Consider the following 15,637-nt stretch of genomic DNA (forward strand, 5'->3'; position numbering starts at 1 on the left):
AAAAATGTAAATTAAATATTGAGACATTTGTTTATTTTTGCCCAAAAATTAAAAAATATAACATTATGTTAGATGTAGGGTTAACCACTTTTATGATTCTTGCCACCAGTTTGGTGATGCTAATGACTCCCGGCCTTGCCTTTTTTTATGGCGGATTGGGATGCAACAAAAATATCTTGAGCATTATGATGCAAAGTTTTGTTTCCATGGGAATTGGAACGGTGCTTTGGTTTGCTTTTGGTTATTCGCTTTGTTTCAGTGGAAATATGGATGCGGGTTCCGATTTTTATGGGATAATAGGAAATTTTGACAAGGCATTTTACCACGGAATCACGCCTTCGACGCTCTACTCGGCCGATAAACGTTTTCCGGAATATATTTTTATTGCTTATCAAATGATGTTTGCCATTATCACGCCGGCATTGATTACCGGTGCATTTATCAATCGAGTGACTTTTAAATCTTACGTTTTGTTTCTTATTTTTTGGCAAATTTTTGTTTACTACCCTTTCGTTCACATGGTTTGGGGTGGCGGATTGCTGGCTGAGTGGGGAGTTTTTGACTTTGCGGGAGGAATCACTGTGCATGCAACGGCTGGATTTGCGGCATTGGCATCGGTATATTTCGTGGGTCGCCGGCAAAAGACGCATGAACCCAACAATATTCCATTGGTTGCCATTGGAACCGCATTGCTTTGGTTTGGCTGGTACGGATTTAATGCCGGAAGTGAATTGGCGGTGAATTCCATTACTGTTTCTTCTTTTTTGAATACGGACACTGCAGCTTCTTTTGCCGCGGTTACTTGGTTGCTCATCGAATGGAACACCGGAAAAAAGAAACCTACTTTCATTGGATTAATGACTGGGGCGGTTGCCGGTTTGGCCACCATTACGCCGGCAGCTGGATTTGTTGATATTTATTCTGCGGCTCTTATTGGAATCATTGCCGCTTTTGGTTGTTTTGCGGCCGTAAAATTCAAGGAAAAGAAGGGGTGGGACGATGCATTGGATGTATGGGGTGTACACGGTATGGGAGGAATAATAGGGACCATTTGTTTGGGTTTCTTCGCCAACAGTACTATTAATTCGGCTATTCCAAACGGATTGTTTTTTGGGGGTGATGCCATGCTGTTGTTCAAAGAATGTGCCGCGATATTGTTTGCCACCAGTTATGCATTCATTTTTACGTTGTTATTATTCAAAATCATCAATAAATTTATTCCTGTTCGCGTGACTGATGTGGAACAAGAATTGGGTCTGGATTTGAGCCATCACGGCGAAGTGGCTAGACAGCAACGCTAATACAAATTTGGTTATATAAAAAAGGGTTTCATTCTTCTCGAATGAAACCCTTTTTTATTATAAAAGCGCTGTAAATTAACTGTCCAGAAAAGAATCGGTATTGTTTTTTTTCTTGAACAATTTCAGGAGCAACATAAAACCGGCAACGGCTTCAAATGTCATTCCAATAATTAGAAAGAAACTGGTCCAATCTTTGCGTTCGTTGGTTATTTTGAATAATGCCCCTATAATGGTAAGTACGGCACCGATTAGGAATAAAACCAGGATTTGCGAGTTTTTCATAAGATTGGTATTTTATTGGAGCTGCAAATATAAAAAACACTTTTATGCTTTTTGTATGGATTGTGTTTTTTCGTAATTGATATTTCTTTCTTTCAAATACTTTAAAATGTACTCGAAACAAGATTCGTGTTTTCCAATTAATTCGGGAGGAAAAATTCCTTTTTCGGTAAACAAGCCTTCCAAAAACAGATTGGCTACCGCCGTTGCAGTGTATCCAGTAGTTCTCGCCATCGATGAGGTTTGCGTTTCGGGACAATATTCATCGTATAAATTATACACGATTTCTTCGGTTTCTCCTTTTTTATTTGTTCCTTTTAACGTGACGCGCATTATGGTCAGTTCTTCTTCGGTTTCTCCCAATTTCCATTCGTTGAAAAGAATTTTGCTGGTAAAATCAATCGGTGAAATTTCAGTCCCATTTATCATTATTCCCTTTTCGTTAAAGAATCCACTGTCCTTCAAAACTCTCACATATTCGACGTGGCCAGGATATCGCAATGTTTTTTCTTTCATATTCCTGATGTGCGGCATCGTAAATAATATAGAACGTAATCCATCAGAATTGAAAGATTCCAATGTTCCTACTTTATCAAAATCTACCAATTCACAATCAGTCAATGCTTCGCGAATGATGATGTTCCCGTTTTCAACATAACGCGCAGGTCTTGTATATTCTTCGATTACGTCTATTGGCGAGAAAGGTGCTTTGTAATTGAAAGGCCATTTTTTGACCTTTGGCAAACCGCCCACCAAGGTTTCGAAATCGGTCAGTTTCAGTTTTTCATTATGATAACCCAATATGATATTGTGCATTCCGGGTGCAACACCACAATCAACAATGGCGGTTACACCTTTTGTTTTTGCAAGTGCATCCAATTCGAGTGCGTTTTCAGGGAAAAAGGAGATATCAACCACATTTTTTTCGGCTTCGATAACGGTTTTTATTGTTTCAAATCCAATAAATCCGGGAACTGCACAAACCACTAAATCAAAAGCTGCAAGAACAGATTGAAGCTTTATTTTATCGCAAACGTCCAATGGCAAGATTGTGATTGCTTGGTGTTTATTTTTTACGTGCTCCAATCGCTGGTTGCTAAAATCTGCCAGGGTTACAGCATATTCTCTTGATAAATCCACAGCCATTGCACTGCCTACCATTCCCGCTCCTAAAACTATTATGTTGGCCATAATTACAATTTGATGGGTTTGCAATATAAATTTAAAGCTAAGATAGTGTTTCAGACCAATCCAAGATAAATTTATGCAATGATATTTTAAACAAAAAGACCCATGAAGTAAAATTTCAAGGGTCTTTTTCGGAAACTAATGGGTTGCAAATTCAACCTTGTTAAATATGTTTATTATCCAGGGAATTCTCCTCCGCCATCTTCATTTTTAGGCTGTGGATTCTTTTCTTTTTCCCCTTTTGGTTTGTTGAAACGATAGGTGAATGATAAATTGAATTGACGTTTACGGAATTGCATTTCACTGTAGGATGTTTGATGCTCAAGATACGTATAAGATCTCATCACTCTCGTGTTGAAAATATCACTAATATTGAATGCTATTGTTGATTTGTCTTTTAGCACATCTTTACTGAAAGCGGTATTCATGCCAAACTGTCCCAAACTTTTACCTTGTGCGGTTTTTTGTTCTCCATTGTAGTTGGCATTCAACTGCCAGTCAATTTTGTATGGCAAAGTTAGTTTTGAACTAATTCTAGCAGACCAAGTATTGGCTTGGTTGTCAAGATTTTGAACTATAAGTTCGCCTTGCGTATCCGTGTAGCTGTGTTCTCCGATTGTTTTTACATTATACAAATTGAAATTACTGTTTACTCTCCATATTTTGAATGGGTTGTAATTTAATGTAAATTCAAAACCAAATTTTTGTTCTTTTCCCAAGTTTATTGGTTGGCTTTTAATAACCGGAACTCCATTTACTTCATCACCCGTAGGAGATCTCACAAAACTGAAAACATCTTTGGTGTCTTCAAAATAAGCCGAAGTATTGAATGTTACTTTTTCCCAACGTTTGATAAAACCAAAATCAAATTTGTTGGTTAGAGATGGGTCCAAGTCAGGATTCCCTTGAAAAATATTGACATTACTTGCATAATTTACCGCAGGGTTCATAAAACGGCCTCTTGGTCTTGTTAAACGTTTGCTGTAGCTTGTAGTAATGTTACTTTGATCTGAAATTTCATAACTAACAAAGGCACTCGGGAAAAAGTTGTTGTACTTTTTAGTATTGAAATCGTTGTTGTCCAATAAGTTTACTTGGACATTGGTGTCTTCCCAACGTAACCCAAATAAATAAGAGAATTTATTTTTTTTGAAACCATACTGCGTATAAAGAGCGTTGATGTTTTCTTTGTACACTAAAGTATTTGATAAATTATCGATTCTTATGCCTTGGTCGTCAAGAACGTAATATTGATTGTTCAAGTCACCAAAATTTCCTTTGTATCCTGCTTCAAACTGACTTCCTTCTCCTATTGGAAGAACATAATCGGCCTGTATTTGTGCTTGCTTTTGAACCTGGTTATTTAAGGTATTGTTAAAATTGTTGGAACCCGTAATAATACTTTGGTTATCATCCGTATTTCTTGAAATAGAACCATCAACTGTAAGTTTGTGTCCTTTGTCGTCGAAGTTTTTGATTAAATTTGAAGTATATTCAATATTTTCACCGCCATTTTCCCCTGTACCCAAGCGGTAAGTTGAACCCGTGAAATTATGGGCAGCATCAAAATTATTATATTTGATTAAATCATTGTTTTCGCCACTATCCTTTTGGTAATTGATGGCATTTGTCCAAAAAGTATTTGGAGCGACTGTCCATTCAAGACCAGCTCTTCCATTGAAACCTTCTCTGGATCTCTCGGTCTCGCGATCTTCGTCCAAAAAGTTTTTGATGGAACCGTCATCATTGAAATATTGAGAATTAGTTTTACCGCCGCCTTCATTTGTTCTGTGGTTGTAACCAGCAGTTGTAAAGTAGTTAAGTTTTTCGGTTTTATAATTCAGGTTGGCAGTTAAACCATACGTTTCGGGAATACCTGCCGAAGCTATGAATGTTCCGTTAAAACCTTGATTTTTACCTTTTTTAAGAATGATGTTGATTAATCCAGAACCACCTTCCGCATCATATCGCGCCGATGGATTGGTAATAACTTCCACTTTATCAATGGCATCAGCAGGAAGTTGTCTTAAAGCTTCTGCAATATTTACCGCATAGGATGGTCTTCCGTCAATTAAAATTCGGATGTTGTCGCTTCCTCTCAAGCTTACATTTCCTTCGGTGTCAACAGAAACGGAAGGAACGTTGTCCAGAACATCACTTACCGTTCCGCCTTTTACCATCATGTCTTGGCCGACACTGTATACTTTTTTGTCCAATTTGATTTCTACCGAAGATTTTTCGGCACGAACAACTACTTCGTTCAATTGTGAAGCATCTTCCTCTAAGGCGATTTGCCCCAAATTGGTACTTTTTTGAAGATCCTTCGCTTTGATTGTAATGGGCTTAAATGAGATAAATTCTATTTTAATATCATAAATACCCGGAGTTACGTCAATATCAAATTCTCCTTTTGGATTTGTGATTCCACCAGCGATTGATTTTGGGGATGTTGGATTTGTAATAGTGATAGTGGCATATTCCAATGGGTTTTTGCTCACTTTTTCAATCACTTTTCCAGTAATTTTTATTCTGGCAGCTTGAGGTCTTCCCTGTGAAAAGCCTAAAAATGATATAATAAGCAGAAGGAATACAAGAACGGATTTTAATTTTTTCATTGATTTAAAATAATAGTTTTGATAAGGTAAGATTGCAAAAGCAGCCTTTGGTTTAAACCTTGAATCATAAAAAACTGTTAAAGTGCAATAAAATGTACTTACAGGATAACTGCGGCGCTCTCTAAAGGCCTCGCAATTACGGCTTTGTTTCCGTTGATGACAATGGGTCTTTCGATGAGAGTCGGATTCGAAATCATGGCTTGAATAATTTCTTCATCGTTCAATACTTTGTCCTTGAAATTTTCTATCCAAATTTTCTCTTTTCGACGCACTAATTCAATGGGTTTTATGCCCAATTTCTCTATAATTCCCTTTAATTCTTCATAAGTGGGAATGTTTTCAAGGTATTTGACAATTTCATATTCTTGTCCTGTTTCTTCAAGAAAAGCAAGACATTCCCTGGATTTTGTGCAGCGAGGATTGTGATAAATTTGGATCATTAAAAAAGTGATTTATTTTCTGCAAAGTAATCGAATATAAACGAAAAAATAAGTTAATTTCGGGCAAAATATGGAGGCAGTGAATGGCCAACAATTAATTCAATATCATTAAAATGTTTATAGCTCAAGCTTATAAAGGAAATAATACTTGGTGGCGTGTCTTGATTACGACAATATTGACAGCGGGAGTGTTTATAATCAACTTTATCATGTATTTCTTGATGTCCAAAGAAGACTTGGATAAAGTGTATCAAAAGATGAATGAATTCCCGAATAATTTGTCGCTTTTAATGAACTTGTTGCCTTTTGTTTTTCTTTTGGCATTGTTGTTTTTGCTGGTTCGTGGACTTCATGAAAGGAGCATACTTTCGTTGACAACCTCAAGGGAAAAAGTCGATTATAAAAAAATCCTGTTTTCTTTTGGCTTGGTGGTTTTTATGACCATTGCCGGTTTTGTTGTCTCTTATGCTGTCGATAATTCCTCTATTTTATGGAATTTCAATCCGTTGAAATTTGCAATTTTGTTTCTCATCAGTATCCTGTTGTTTCCGTTTCAAATTGGTTTTGAAGAATACTTGTTTCGGGGTTATTTGATGCAACAAATTGGAATTATAGCCAAGAATCGATGGTTTCCATTGCTGGTGACTTCCGTGCTGTTTGGAGTTTTTCACAGCGCCAATCCCGAAGTGGCCAAAATGGGTTTCGGTGTCATGTTTTTTTACATTGGAACCGGTTTTTTATTGGGCATAATGACCTTGATGGACGAAAGTCTGGAACTGGCATTGGGTTTTCATTTGGGAAATAATCTAATGGCCGCTTTATTAATCACCTCCGATTTTTCGGCAATACACACCGATGCCGTTTTTAGATATTCGGGAGTTGAAAACCCTGTTGATATGTTAAACGAAATGATTGTTTCGATTGTAATTGTCTATCCGATTATCTTATTTATCTTTGTTAAAAAGTATAATTGGACTAACTGGGGAGCAAAGCTTACAGGCAAAATAGAAATTTCAAATACACACAAATAAATTAAATACAACACAACACAACAAAATGAATAGATCAATAACTTACAAAAACATACACAACCGTTTTAAATTGAATGGTTATCACATCAGCCTTGACGAAATGTTCTATGTGGCCTATTGTTTCATCAAGGAAGGTCAACCTTTTGAGCAACATATTGGAAACTTTTTATTGGATTGGTTTGACGAGAAATCCTATATCGAATTGAGTACATCAGGAACTACGGGAACTCCAAAAGTGATTAAAATCGAAAAACAAGCCATGTTGGATTCAGCATTGGCAACGGGAGATTTCTTTGGATTGAAGCCGGGAGACACCATGTTGCATTGTTTGCCAACCAATTATGTGGCTGGAAAAATGATGTTTGTTCGCTCTTTCATTTTAGGATTGGAGATGAAATTTGTGGAGCCTAATTCTGACCCATTGAAAACCATTGATGAAGAATTTGATTTTTGTGCCATGGTGCCTTTGCAAGCCAAAAATTCCTTGGAAAAACTGAAAGCCGGAAAGATTAAAAAATTAATCATTGGTGGTGTAAAAGTTCATAAAGCCTTGGAGCAAGAATTGGTGAAATTGCCAATGGAAATTTATGAAACATACGGTATGACCGAAACCATCACGCATATTGCAGCCAAAAAAATCGGAGAGAGCGCCTTTACGGTTTTGCCAAACGTGAAAATTTACACGGATGAAAGGAAATGTCTAGTCATCAAAGCCAAAAACATCAGCAAGAATGAAATCGTGACCAATGACATTGTTAATTTAGTTTCTGACAAAAAATTTAGTTGGGAAGGAAGACATGACAACATCATCAACAGTGGCGGCGTTAAATTGATGCCGGAACGAATTGAGGACAAACTTTCTACGCTGATTCCAAGACGTTATTTCGTTTCTGGACAACCGGACGAAACGCTTGGACAAAAAGTAGTTCTTTATGTTGAAGGAGAGCCTTTGGTAATTGAAGATTCGGTTTTTGCTGTTTTGGACAAATTCGAAAAACCGAAAGAGATTGTTTTTATTCCAAAGTTCAACGAAACAGCCACCGGAAAAATTATGAGAACAGAAAGTATGTCGTCTGTCGAATAGATGAATGATGGTATCGAGCATAAATAAAAAAGGGAGAAATTTTAAATTTCTCCCTTTTTTATTTGGGGTTTATTCCTGCATTTTAAAAAAATAATCCGCCGAATTTTTGCCGCTTCCATAAATCAAAAAAGCAATGCAGATAATGAGTGTAACCAAGGACAACAGTAAGTTTTGAGAATGCATTTCTCCCATAAAATTGATGATGACGGCTCCAACTAAAATTGGTAATTGTGTAATAATTGCCCATCTGGTGAGCAATCCGAAAAAAATCAAGATACCTCCAAGAAAATGTGCCGAAGCAATATAATGAACGATAAACATACCGTACATACCACTACTTGCTTTGTCAAAGGGAGATATTAAGTCTACTAAATATTGAATGTTTGTGATAAACGTGACACCTTTCCAGAACAAAAAAACTCCAAGTGCCATTCGAACTAAATCTACCCAAAAATAAGTGTGCGCATTGGCCCATTTATTCATGCTTTTTACGTTGTTCATAATACATTAGTTTTAAAAGTGATACACTAAGTTACTAATTTTTAACGTAATAAACACGAATAAAGTGTTGAAATCTGTAAAAGTTGAAAACTAAACTTGAATTACGCCCAAATTAAATTTCTTTTCAATAGGCGAATGGTTGGCTGCTTCAATTCCCATCGAAATCCAGGTTCTGGTGTCCAAAGGATCGATGATGGCATCTGTCCAAAGTCTTGAAGCGGAATAATAGGGAGAAACTTGTTCGTCATATCGTGCTTTTATTTTGTCGAACAATTCCTTTTCTTTTTCTTCATCCACGATTTCTCCTTTGGCTTTAAGCGAAGAAGCTTCAATTTGTGCCAATACTTTTGCGGCCTGGGTTCCACCCATAACGGCGAGTTCGGCACTTGGCCAAGCCACTATTAATCTAGGATCATAAGCCTTTCCACACATGGCATAATTTCCTGCTCCATACGAATTTCCAATAATTATGGTGAATTTTGGCACCACCGAATTAGAAACGGCATTCACCATTTTGGCACCGTCTTTTATGATTCCACCGTGTTCCGATTTGGAACCCACCATAAATCCGGTGACGTCTTGCAGGAAAACCAAGGGGATTTTCTTTTGGTTGCAATTGGCAATAAAACGAGTGGCTTTGTCCGCAGAATCGGAATAGATGACACCTCCGAATTGCATTTCACCATTCTTTGTTTTTACCACTTTGCGTTGGTTGGCAACAATTCCCACTGCCCAGCCGTCAATTCTGGCATAACCCGTGATGATGGTTTGCCCGTAGCCGTCTTTGTAGGCTTCAAATTCGGAATTATCCACCAAGCGATGAATGATTTCCATCATGTCGTATTGCTCGTTTCGAGCTTTTGGCAAAATGCCGTAAATATCTTTTTCTGCCAAAGCGGGTTTTTCTGCCTTGATTCGGCTAAATCCAGCTTTGTCATAATCACCAATTTTGTCGACTATGTTTTTTATTTTGTCTAGCGCCTCTTTGTCGTCTTTGGCTTTGTAATCGGTAACTCCCGAAATTTCGCAATGTGTTGTTGCTCCGCCCAAGGTTTCGTTGTCGATGCTTTCGCCAATGGCGGCTTTGACCAAATAACTCCCCGCAAGGAAAATACTCCCGGTTTTGTCCACTATCAAAGCTTCGTCGCTCATAATGGGGAGATAAGCACCACCAGCCACGCAACTTCCCATAACAGCCGAAATTTGGGTAATTCCCATACTGCTCATCAAGGCATTGTTCCTGAATATGCGACCAAAATGTTCTTTATCCGGGAAAATTTCGTCCTGCAAAGGCAAATAAACGCCGGCCGAATCCACCAAATAAATGATGGGCAATCTATTTTCCATCGCAATTTCTTGCGCTCTCAGGTTTTTCTTGGCCGTAATCGGAAACCAGGCACCCGCTTTTACGGTGGCATCATTGGCAACGACAATACATTGTTTTCCTTTGATGTATCCTATTTTTATAATAACACCACCCGATGGACAACCACCATGTTCTTTATACATTCCTTTTCCAACAAAAGCGCCTATTTCAATAGATTTTCCATTGTCAAGCAAATAATCGATACGTTCTCGCGCCGTCATTTTGCCTTCGGAATGTAATTTTTGGATGCGTTTTTCGCCTCCACCCAGTTTTATTTTGGAAAATTTTTGACGTAAGTCAGAAAGAAGTAGTTTATTGTGGTCTTCGTTTTTATTGAAGTTCAGGTCCATAATGAAATTGTGTTGGTCTAAAAATAGAGACCGCTAAATTACGAAAATTCATTAACACCTTCCTAAAATTATCAAGGGAAACCGATTGTGGTCCTTTTTTTTTAAAAATAAACACAGATTCCACAAATTTGCACAAATTAATTCGTGTAAATATGTGGAATCTGTGTTATGCTGTTTGTGTGTTTTTGTTTTTTAGACTGATTTTTTTTTCGACTCGTTAACCAATCGTTTTAAAATGGACCATTGTCTTAAAGTATCACGGGCATCGATAGCAGGATAACCCAACATTGTTTTTCCGGCAGGAATATCGCCTGTAACACCAGAACCTGCACCCACAATGGCACCGTCTCCAATGGTGGTGTGGTCTTTTATGGAGGCGCTTCCGCCAATGATGACGCCGTTTCCTAAAGTTACGGAACCGGCCAATCCAGAATTTCCGGCCATAATGCAAAATTTACCCAATACGCTGTTGTGTCCAATTTGAACTAAATTGTCAATCTTGCAACCGTCGCCCAAAATGGTGGAACTGAATTTTCCTCTATCAACACAAGAATTGGCGCCAATTTCGACACCATTCCCCAAAATCACGTTCCCGATTTGCGGGATTTTGACCAAACCTCTTTCGGGACAAGGACGAAATCCAAAACCGTCAGCACCTATGGTGGCATTGGGATGGATGATGCAATCATTGCCTAAGTGACAACGTTCGCGTATCACGGCACCGGACCAAATAATGGTGTTTTTTCCAATGGTGCATTCGTCAAGAATGGTGACATTAGGATAAATCGTGACGTTTTCGCCAAGCACTACTTTTGGACCAATGTAGCTTCCGGCACCTATACGGGTTCCGTTTCCTATCAGGGCAGTTTCGTCAACGCTTGCCGAGGGATGAATGGAAGCCGGAAACGATGGAGTAGATGGAGCAAAAAGTTCCAAGACTTGGGACATGGCCAAATCGGCATTGCGTACTTTGATGAATGCCTTGTTTTCTCCCGGCTCAATCGAAATGTCTTGGTTGACAATGGCGGCACAAGCTTTGGAAGATTCCCAATATTTTTCGTACTTTTTGTTTCCAATAAAAGAAATTTCCGAAGCACCGGCCAATTCTAATTGTTCTGGAGCGGTCATTTTTATGGAAGTGTCGCCAACAATAGTGCCTTTTAAAACTTCGTTTATTTCTTGAATGGTATAGGTCATTTAGTGAATGCTTAAGTGGGATGTGATATAATTTTTCAAATAAAGCGAATTTACATTGCAATTCCTAATGCATTAACTTTCCAGTGGGAATATTAAAGCGTGAATTATGTAAATATTAACTATAAATATATAATCCAACGTATTTTCTGATAGATATATTTGTTGTTGAATATCAGATTTTTATATTATGAAATTGCCATTAAAATTCACTTTCTTATTGTTGTTTTTTTCTTCATTTGCAGATGCCCAAATTCAAGCTTTGTTCAATAATAAAACCCAGTTAAGGAACATGACCGAGCGTTGGGAATTGGACACCACGGCCGTTAGAGGAACATTTTTAATAACTCCCTATAAACCTATTTACATCTTGCTTGGAAAATATTCGAGCAATCCCAATGAGCAACCTCATTCAGAGAATAACAGCCCTGAATATATCGTTCCCGAGGCGTTTAATTATGATAATGTGGAACTTAAATTTCAATTGAGTTTCAAGACTAAAGTATTGCAAAGTTTCTTGTGGGGACACGCCGATTTATGGGTGGCTTATACTCAAAAATCATTTTGGCAAATTTACAATACAGATCTTTCGCGTCCTTTTAGGGAGGTAAACTATGAGCCGGAGTTGATTATGAATTTTCCGGTAAAATTTAGGTTATTTGGTTTTAAGACAAAGATGGTTGGAATAGCCTTCAATCATTTGTCCAACGGAAAAAGTGATCCTTTTTCGAGAAGTTTAAACAGGTTTATTCTACATGCAGGATTTGAACGAAAAAATTGGACGGTATATTTGCGATCATGGTACGGAATGTCCGACTATGGCGAGGATAATCCCGATATTTCAGATTATATGGGACGAGGCGACTTGAATGTGATTTATGCCAAAAACGGAAATGTTTTTTCATTTATTGGTGGTTACAACATGAATTTTAATTCCAATCCAAGAGGGAATGCCGAATTTTCCTGGTCTTATCCCATCAAAAACAACCTAAAAGCCTATTTGCAAGTTTCTCACGGTTATGGGGAATCACTGATAGATTACAATCATCTTCAAACTACCGTTGGTCTTGGTATTTCACTGATCGAGTGGTTGTAGATTACCTATAAAAAAAGACCCGACGGATTTCAAAAATCTGTTGGGTCTAAATTATTTTGAATATTGCTAACTGAAAACTGAGACTGAAAACTATTCTTCCTCTCGCTGTCCCATCATCATCAGGAACGCTTTCAGAAACTCGTCAATATCGCCATTCATCACTCCATCCACATTGCTGGTTTCGTAACCGGTGCGAACGTCTTTGACCAATTTATAAGGCTGCATCACGTAATTTCGGATTTGCGAACCCCATTCGATTTTCATCTTTCCGGCTTCGATGTCGGAGCGTTGGGCTTGTTGCTTTTTTAATTCGATTTCATACAATTGAGATTTCAACATTTGCATCGCTCGATTTCTGTTGTCGTGTTGCGAACGGGTTTCCGAACATTGAATTTGGATTCCCGAAGGTTTGTGAGTCAACTGTACTTTAGTTTCTACCTTATTCACGTTCTGACCGCCAGCACCGCTAGAACGAGAGGTGATAATTTCGATGTCGGCGGGATTGATTTCAATTTCGATAGTGTCGTCCACCAACGGATACACATAAACCGAAGCAAATGAAGTATGTCGTTTGGCATTGCTGTCAAAAGGGGAAATACGCACCAATCGATGCACACCATTTTCACCTTTAAGATACCCAAAAGCAAAATCGCCTTCAATTTCCAGTGTCACGGTTTTTATACCAGCTGCATCGCCTTCTTGATAATTCAGTTCTCGTAATTTGTATCCCGATTTTTCGGCCCACATCATGTACATTCGCATCATCATCGAGGCCCAGTCACAACTTTCTGTGCCGCCAGCACCAGCCGTAATTTGCAATACGGCACTTAAACTATCGCCTTCATCCGAAAGCATGTTCTTGAATTCGATGGACTCAATATGATTTTGGGTAAGGTGGTATTGTTCGTCTAATTCTTCTGCAGAAAGTTCTCCTTCTTTGTAGAATTCGTAAGCCAATTGCAACTCGTCGGCCATTTCGACCGCCTTGTTGTAATCTTCAATCCATTTTTTCTTGGAGCGAAGATTTTTGATATAGATTTCGGCTTCCTTGGCATTGTTCCAAAAGTCTGGAGCCAAGGTTTTTTCTTCCTCGTTGGTAATTTCAATTAGTTTGGCATCAACGTCAAAGATACCTCCTCAACGCACCAAGGCGCTCCACAATACCTTTTATTTGTTCGGTAGTTGTCATAAATTATATTTATTTTTGTGGCACAAAAATAGAAAATTTTCACAAAGGAACAAGTCGCACTTGTCTGTACTTATCATAAAAAAGAAATGCGAATAAATTTAGTCAGTGATACCGTTACCAAACCTACGCAGGAGATGTTGCGTTTTATGTTTCAGGCCGAAGTGGGAGATGATGTGTATAAACAGGATCCAACGGTTATTGAACTGGAAACAAAAGTTGCCGAAATGTTTGGGATGGAAGCGGGGCTTTTTTTTCCTTCGGGAACAATGGCCAATCAAACAGCCATTAAAGTACACACCCAGCCTGGAGAACAATTGATTGCCGATAAATGGTCGCACGTTTATAATTATGAAGGTGGAGGAGCTTCTTTCAATAGCGGTGTTTCCTGCTGTCTATTGGACGGGAATCGCGGAATGATCACTGCCGAACAAGTTGCCGGTGCCATCAATGATCCCGAATTTTACCACAGTCCTCTCACGAGTTTGGTTTGTGTCGAAAACACGACCAATAAAGGCGGTGGTGCTTGTTATGATTTTGAAGAATTCAAGAAAATTAAACAAGTTTGTGATGCCAATAATTTGAAATTTCACTTGGATGGTGCCAGAATTTGGAATGCTTTAGTCGTTACCAATGACAATCCAAAGGAATACGGAAAAGTATTTGATACTATTTCTGTTTGTTTATCCAAAGGTTTGGGCGCCCCAATAGGTTCTCTTTTGTTGTCCGATAAAGCTACGATTCACAAAGCTTTACGCATTAGAAAGATATTGGGTGGCGGAATGCGTCAGGTAGGTTATTTGGCGGCAGCCGGAATGTATGCCATAAGCAATAATATTGGAAAATTAGCAGAGGACCATAGACGTGCCAAGGAAATTGGGGCTGTTTTGGAAAAGTTGAATTGGGTTGCCAAAGTAGAACCCATAGAAACCAATATTTTGATTTTTTCGCTTCATCCTAATGTCAATGAAGCTGTTGTAATAGAAAAATTAAAACAGAAAGGAATTGCCATCAGTTCGATGGGACAAGGAAAATTGCGTATTGTCACGCATTTGGATTATCGCGAAGTAATGCATGGTTATGTATTGGAAACCTTGGTAAGGTTGTAAATTATGAATTATTAAAATTCATAATTTACAACTCGTTATTTTTTCTTCATTTCCTCCAACATTGCAATAATTTTATCCAATTTCTCCACGTCCAATTTGTTGAGGATTAGTGTCAAAGCTTCGATTTCTTGTTTAGCGTCGATGTTTGTTTGATAATCCGCTTGTGCTTGAATGCGGTCTCTTTCGCTTTGCCTGTTCTGCGACATCATGATAATTGGTGCGGCATAAGCAGCTTGGGTCGAGAAAACAAGATTGAGCAAAATAAAAGGATAGGCATCCCAGTGATAGATGTAGCCGGCAAGGTTTAAGCCCATCCAAAGAATTACAAATAAAGTTTGAATAATAATGAATTTCCAGGATCCCATGCCTTTTGCCACGGTATCGGCCAACCGGCTTCCAAAGCCCAATGTTTCAATGTGTTTTTCGTGCCAGTTTATTGGATGATTCATTTTAATCAGGGTTTAGTTTTTATTTGAACATTTCATCCATTCCAGGAATCATTGGCATATCCACTTTGGCGACAGCGTCCAATTCGGCTTGGTTTACTTTTGCCGCTTTTTCGATGGCCTTGTTCAATGTTACAATCAAATAATCTTCCAATTGTTCTTTGTCTTCCAATAAGGCGTCGTCGATGGAGATGGCTTTTAGTTTTCCGTTGGCCGTGAAAGTCACTTTCAATGCGCCGTCATTGCTTTGTTCGTCGATTAAAACCGAATCCATTCGTAGTTTGGTTTCTTCCATTTTTCGTTGGGTTTCTTTCAATTTGCCCATCATTCCCATTAAATCCATTGTCGTGTTTTTTTAAATTTATATTGCAAAATTACTCTTTTATGGGGTGATATTCAATTTAATTTTTTAACTAAAAAATGATAAATTCTAAGGTCACTTGTGTTATTT

General features: G+C 38.2%; 15 protein-coding genes. 5 read left to right on the forward strand and 10 right to left on the reverse strand.

All coding sequences use genetic code 11. The features are described from left to right. The first annotated feature begins 65 nt into the window (after positions 1-65). On the forward strand, positions 66-1,301 hold the full coding sequence (locus BUC16_RS05935) for an ammonium transporter (RefSeq protein ID WP_073369498.1): 1,236 nt from the start codon (positions 66-68) through the stop codon (positions 1,299-1,301). 75 nt (positions 1,302-1,376) lie between these two features. On the opposite strand, the gene BUC16_RS05940 is transcribed toward BUC16_RS05935, so the two are convergent. The 4 genes from BUC16_RS05940 to arsC form a co-directional block, all read right to left on the reverse strand. Then, complete coding sequence (locus BUC16_RS05940) at positions 1,377-1,583, reverse strand: GldL-related protein (protein ID WP_073368861.1); 207 nt, start codon at positions 1,581-1,583, stop codon at positions 1,377-1,379. Between the two features lie 42 nt (positions 1,584-1,625). Then, positions 1,626-2,771: a saccharopine dehydrogenase family protein gene (locus BUC16_RS05945; RefSeq protein WP_073368870.1), complete on the reverse strand. Its 1,146-nt coding sequence runs from the start codon at positions 2,769-2,771 to the stop codon at positions 1,626-1,628. 173 nt (positions 2,772-2,944) lie between these two features. Next, entirely contained in the window at positions 2,945-5,383 is a 2,439-nt protein-coding gene (locus tag BUC16_RS05950; protein ID WP_073368872.1) for a TonB-dependent receptor, read from the reverse strand. A gap of 98 nt (positions 5,384-5,481) precedes the next feature. Further along, positions 5,482-5,823 (reverse strand): arsenate reductase (glutaredoxin), encoded by a 342-nt coding sequence (arsC, locus tag BUC16_RS05955; RefSeq protein WP_073368874.1) that lies wholly within the window; start codon positions 5,821-5,823, stop codon positions 5,482-5,484. A gap of 113 nt (positions 5,824-5,936) precedes the next feature. Here arsC and BUC16_RS05960 point away from each other — a divergent pair, with 113 nt between their 5' ends. Both BUC16_RS05960 and BUC16_RS05965 read left to right on the forward strand, forming a co-directional pair. Then, positions 5,937-6,854 (forward strand): CPBP family intramembrane glutamic endopeptidase, encoded by a 918-nt coding sequence (locus BUC16_RS05960; RefSeq protein WP_073368877.1) that lies wholly within the window; start codon positions 5,937-5,939, stop codon positions 6,852-6,854. 25 nt (positions 6,855-6,879) lie between these two features. Next, positions 6,880-7,938, forward strand: coding sequence for an AMP-binding protein (locus BUC16_RS05965; RefSeq protein ID WP_073368879.1), 1,059 nt, complete (start codon positions 6,880-6,882; stop codon positions 7,936-7,938). A 69-nt stretch (positions 7,939-8,007) separates the two neighbouring features. On the opposite strand, the gene BUC16_RS05970 is transcribed toward BUC16_RS05965, so the two are convergent. The 3 genes from BUC16_RS05970 to lpxD form a co-directional block, all read right to left on the reverse strand. Continuing rightward, positions 8,008-8,439 carry a DoxX family protein gene (locus BUC16_RS05970; protein WP_073368881.1) on the reverse strand — a complete coding sequence of 144 codons (432 nt, stop codon included), beginning with the start codon at positions 8,437-8,439 and terminating at the stop codon, positions 8,008-8,010. A gap of 90 nt (positions 8,440-8,529) precedes the next feature. Further along, positions 8,530-10,155 (reverse strand): acyl-CoA carboxylase subunit beta, encoded by a 1,626-nt coding sequence (locus tag BUC16_RS05975; protein ID WP_073368883.1) that lies wholly within the window; start codon positions 10,153-10,155, stop codon positions 8,530-8,532. Between the two features lie 192 nt (positions 10,156-10,347). Beyond that, a complete protein-coding gene (gene lpxD, locus BUC16_RS05980) occupies positions 10,348-11,352 on the reverse strand; it encodes a UDP-3-O-(3-hydroxymyristoyl)glucosamine N-acyltransferase (RefSeq protein ID WP_073368885.1) in 1,005 nt (334 codons plus the stop codon). A 187-nt stretch (positions 11,353-11,539) separates the two neighbouring features. Between lpxD and BUC16_RS05985 the strand changes: the two genes are divergently transcribed. Beyond that, positions 11,540-12,445, forward strand: a complete 906-nt coding sequence (locus BUC16_RS05985) for a phospholipase A (RefSeq protein WP_073368887.1) — start codon at positions 11,540-11,542, stop codon at positions 12,443-12,445. Between the two features lie 90 nt (positions 12,446-12,535). Here the strand turns inward: BUC16_RS05985 and prfB are convergent. Continuing rightward, a protein-coding gene (gene prfB / locus BUC16_RS05990; RefSeq protein ID WP_141226093.1) for a peptide chain release factor 2 occupies positions 12,536-13,634 on the reverse strand; the annotation gives its coding sequence in 2 pieces (ribosomal slippage) (positions 12,536-13,570 and positions 13,572-13,634; 1,098 coding nt in all). Positions 13,635-13,720: 86 nt separating this feature from the next. Between prfB and BUC16_RS05995 the strand changes: the two genes are divergently transcribed. Then, on the forward strand, positions 13,721-14,740 hold the full coding sequence (locus BUC16_RS05995; protein ID WP_073368889.1) for a threonine aldolase family protein: 1,020 nt from the start codon (positions 13,721-13,723) through the stop codon (positions 14,738-14,740). 35 nt (positions 14,741-14,775) lie between these two features. Here BUC16_RS05995 and BUC16_RS06000 read toward each other — a convergent pair whose 3' ends face one another. Next, positions 14,776-15,189, reverse strand: a complete 414-nt coding sequence (locus BUC16_RS06000) for a DUF1003 domain-containing protein (RefSeq protein WP_073368891.1) — start codon at positions 15,187-15,189, stop codon at positions 14,776-14,778. Between the two features lie 19 nt (positions 15,190-15,208). Further along, complete coding sequence (locus BUC16_RS06005; RefSeq protein ID WP_073368893.1) at positions 15,209-15,529, reverse strand: YbaB/EbfC family nucleoid-associated protein; 321 nt, start codon at positions 15,527-15,529, stop codon at positions 15,209-15,211. Positions 15,530-15,637: the final 108 nt, after the last annotated feature.

Source organism: Flavobacterium fluvii (assembly GCF_900129545.1).
In the GTDB taxonomy this organism is placed as follows: Bacteria; Bacteroidota; Bacteroidia; order Flavobacteriales; family Flavobacteriaceae; genus Flavobacterium; species Flavobacterium fluvii.

Coding starts and splice junctions, on each gene's coding strand:
- BUC16_RS05970 (WP_073368881.1), bottom strand. CDS start 8,439: ATGAACAACGTAAAAAGCATGAATAAATGGGCCAATGCGCACACTTAT.
- BUC16_RS05940 (WP_073368861.1), bottom strand. CDS start 1,583: ATGAAAAACTCGCAAATCCTGGTTTTATTCCTAATCGGTGCCGTACTT.
- BUC16_RS05995 (WP_073368889.1), top strand. CDS start 13,721: ATGCGAATAAATTTAGTCAGTGATACCGTTACCAAACCTACGCAGGAG.
- arsC (WP_073368874.1), bottom strand. CDS start 5,823: ATGATCCAAATTTATCACAATCCTCGCTGCACAAAATCCAGGGAATGT.
- BUC16_RS05975 (WP_073368883.1), bottom strand. CDS start 10,155: ATGGACCTGAACTTCAATAAAAACGAAGACCACAATAAACTACTTCTT.
- lpxD (WP_073368885.1), bottom strand. CDS start 11,352: ATGACCTATACCATTCAAGAAATAAACGAAGTTTTAAAAGGCACTATT.
- BUC16_RS05935 (WP_073369498.1), top strand. CDS start 66: ATGTTAGATGTAGGGTTAACCACTTTTATGATTCTTGCCACCAGTTTG.
- BUC16_RS05965 (WP_073368879.1), top strand. CDS start 6,880: ATGAATAGATCAATAACTTACAAAAACATACACAACCGTTTTAAATTG.
- BUC16_RS06000 (WP_073368891.1), bottom strand. CDS start 15,189: ATGAATCATCCAATAAACTGGCACGAAAAACACATTGAAACATTGGGC.
- BUC16_RS05950 (WP_073368872.1), bottom strand. CDS start 5,383: ATGAAAAAATTAAAATCCGTTCTTGTATTCCTTCTGCTTATTATATCA.
- BUC16_RS05985 (WP_073368887.1), top strand. CDS start 11,540: ATGAAATTGCCATTAAAATTCACTTTCTTATTGTTGTTTTTTTCTTCA.
- BUC16_RS06005 (WP_073368893.1), bottom strand. CDS start 15,529: ATGGATTTAATGGGAATGATGGGCAAATTGAAAGAAACCCAACGAAAA.
- BUC16_RS05945 (WP_073368870.1), bottom strand. CDS start 2,771: ATGGCCAACATAATAGTTTTAGGAGCGGGAATGGTAGGCAGTGCAATG.
- BUC16_RS05960 (WP_073368877.1), top strand. CDS start 5,937: ATGTTTATAGCTCAAGCTTATAAAGGAAATAATACTTGGTGGCGTGTC.